The sequence below is a fragment of the Kitasatospora sp. MY 5-36 genome, from assembly GCF_001182915.1.
In the GTDB taxonomy this organism is placed as follows: domain Bacteria; phylum Actinomycetota; class Actinomycetes; order Streptomycetales; family Streptomycetaceae; genus Kitasatospora.
In genome coordinates, this window is sequence record NZ_LFVW01001083.1 from 1 (window position 1) to 2011 (window position 2011).

Here is a 2011-nt window from a genome sequence, read left to right on the forward strand (position 1 = left end):
CCGGCGCCCCGCCCGCCGCCGTCCGGCCCGTCCTCGACCGGCTGGCCGCCGCCCACCTGCTCACCCCCGAGGACCGCGACCACTACCGGCTCAACGACCTCCTGCGCCTCTACGCCGCCGAACGCTGCTCCGTGGAGACCAGCGCCGCCGAACGCCGCGCCGCCCTGGTCCGCCTCGGCTCCTGGTACCTCCACCGCGGCCACTCCCCCGCCTTCCTCCCCACCCACCCCGCCGCCGACCACCCGGCCCGCCTGTACGGCCTCCACCTCGACGAATGGGTCGAGGTGGACCGCCTGGCCGCCGCTGCCGCCGCAGCAGCCGACCCCCCGCCGGGCGGCTAGAGCCAGCCGCGGCGGGCGGTCTTGAGGCCGGCTTCGAAGCGGCTGGCCGCGTCGAGGCGTTCCATCAGGACGGCCATCTGGCGGCGGACGGTGCGTACCGAGACGCCGAGGCGTTTGGCCGCCGCGTCGTCCGTGAGGCCGGTGGACAGCAGGCGCAGGAGTTCGCGCTCGCCGGTGGTCAGGGTCAGCGGCGGCACGCCGTCGGGGTCGTCGGTGATCGGGACGGCGGTCTCCCAGGTCTGTTCGAACAGGGCGACCAGGGAGGCGACGATGCCCGGCTCCCGGGTGCACAGGGCGCCGGCCCGGGTGTTCTCCGGGTCGATCGGCAGCACGGCGGTGCTGCGATCGAAGACCAGCATCCGGGGTGGCAGCACCGGTGCGGTGCGCACCTCGCCGCCGAGGCCGGACATCCAGCGGGCGTAGTCGAGGGTCTCCGGGGCGTCGTGGATGCTCTCCTGGTAGACGGTGCGCAGGCTGACGCCGCGTCGCAGGGCGTCCTCGTCGAGCGGCCGGGAGGCGGCCAGGCTGGCCGCGGACTGGGCGCCGCCGGGCATCACCGCCAGGACCTCGGTGGTCAGCCGGGCGGTCAGCACCTCCAGCTTGTCCTGGATGGCGTCGAGGCCGAGCAGCCGTTCGTGGTCGCCCACCGGGGTGTCGGTCCGCACCTTGGCGTACTCCCCCAGGGCCCGCGCGACGGCGGCCTTGGAGGCGGCCAACTCCTGCTGCCGACGGGCGAGTTCCTCCTCCTGGCGGCGCAGCAGGATCTCCAGTCCGCGCTCCGGGCTGACCGGCCGCAGGGTGCCGGGCCGCTCGCGGGAGGTCCGCAGCAGGGTGAGGTCGGCGAGCCGGTCGAGGGCCGCGCGCACGGCGGCCTCGGGGAGGCCGAGCCGGTCGCAGAGTTCCGCGACCCCGCCTTCCGGGTCGGCGAGCATTCCTCGGTAGACGGCTTCCGTGGTGGCGTCCAACCCCAGCAGTTCCAGCACTTCTCGACCCCTGATCCCCGTGGACGATTCCGTATGCCCGGTCGGCCCGGGCCGATCCTTCCCCCGGCCGGAACCCCTCGCAAGGGCATGATCCGGTCAACGGCCCCCGCCGCTGCCGCCCTTCGCGGTTCTGCAGCATGCTGCCTGTCCTGTTCCTGCCCGCCGAATTCCCTTCCCGTGGCGGCCCGCGGAACGGGAGGATTCGCCGTGCGCGCATTCCCCGAATTCCCGGACACCCAGAACTGCGTTATCCCCCAACGAAGTTCCCGCACAGAACAGGAATCCGCCGTGGCCGTCCGTCCACTCGCCGCCGTCCTCCTGACCCTCGCCCTCGCCGGCTCCGCCGCGCCGGCCTTCGCCGCCGGTACGACCGCCACCGACGCCCCGTCCGCCACCCAGGGCCCGGGTGGCGGGATCGGCTGGGACAACCCCTCCGCCCGGTCGATCGGCTGGGACGCCCCGCCCGCCGACGACGCCGTCACGCAGGCCTGACCTGCGGTGTTCGCAGTCCAGCTGACCGTGCCGGCCGGTGCCGCCGCCCCCTCGGGAGAGGCGGCGGCCGCGGAGGTCCAGACCGCGCTGTGGGCGTGCGCCGCCCCGGACGACGGCCTGGAGCACGTGCGCGCCCGCGCCGTGCCCGAGGGCGTCGGCCTGGTGCTCTACGTCCGCGCCGCCGACGAGGCGGCG

Annotated in this window: 3 protein-coding genes and 1 pseudogene; 3 read left to right on the forward strand and 1 reads right to left on the reverse strand. The window is 75.2% G+C overall.

The window, feature by feature from the left end; translation table 11 throughout:
- Positions 1 to 341: pseudogene (locus AE652_RS40315) on the forward strand (hypothetical protein); the annotation flags it as partial.
- Here the strand turns inward: AE652_RS40315 and AE652_RS40320 are convergent.
- Complete coding sequence (locus tag AE652_RS40320) at positions 338 to 1324, reverse strand: LuxR C-terminal-related transcriptional regulator (protein ID WP_049660753.1); 987 nt, start codon at positions 1322 to 1324, stop codon at positions 338 to 340. The pseudogene AE652_RS40315 and the gene AE652_RS40320 overlap by 4 nt on opposite strands.
- A 288-nt stretch (positions 1325 to 1612) precedes the next feature.
- On the opposite strand from AE652_RS40320, the gene AE652_RS40325 reads away from it, so the two are divergent.
- Positions 1613 to 1816 (forward strand): hypothetical protein, encoded by a 204-nt coding sequence (locus AE652_RS40325; protein WP_049660754.1) that lies wholly within the window; start codon positions 1613 to 1615, stop codon positions 1814 to 1816.
- Between the two features lie 6 nt (positions 1817 to 1822).
- On the forward strand, positions 1823 to 2011 hold a 189-nt coding region (locus AE652_RS40330; protein ID WP_049660755.1), incomplete at its 3' end, for a hypothetical protein.